1 protein-coding gene is annotated in these 274 nt (G+C 60.9%); it reads right to left on the reverse strand.

Annotated features, from left to right (window positions below; all coding sequences use genetic code 11):
* Nucleotides 1-274, reverse strand: a 274-nt coding sequence (locus AAEZ22_RS18380) for a methyltransferase (RefSeq protein ID WP_352298480.1), incomplete at both ends; no start/stop codon positions are given.

The raw sequence follows: 274 nt of genomic DNA on the forward strand, positions 1-274 counted from the left end.
GTTTATGGCAGCACGGCGAGCACATGATGATCGACGCGCCGGAACGGATGCCGGTATGGATCGCGTAGTCGGTGGCGATGTCGCAGGCATGCAGGGCGATCATCACATCCAATTCGCTGGGCGCCACAGTGCGTACGTCACCGCACTTGAACACCAGCCCCGTGTGTTCCAGACGGGCAGCGGCGTTATTGCACAGCGTCACCATGTCTTCGCGCAACTCGACGCCGGTCACCTGGCCGTCGGCCTTGAGGGTGTTACGCAGATAGTCGTGAAT

Origin of the sequence: Pseudoalteromonas sp. 20-MNA-CIBAN-0454, assembly GCF_040308685.1 — a bacterium.
Classification (GTDB): Bacteria; Pseudomonadota; Gammaproteobacteria; order Enterobacterales; family Alteromonadaceae; genus Pseudoalteromonas; species Pseudoalteromonas nigrifaciens.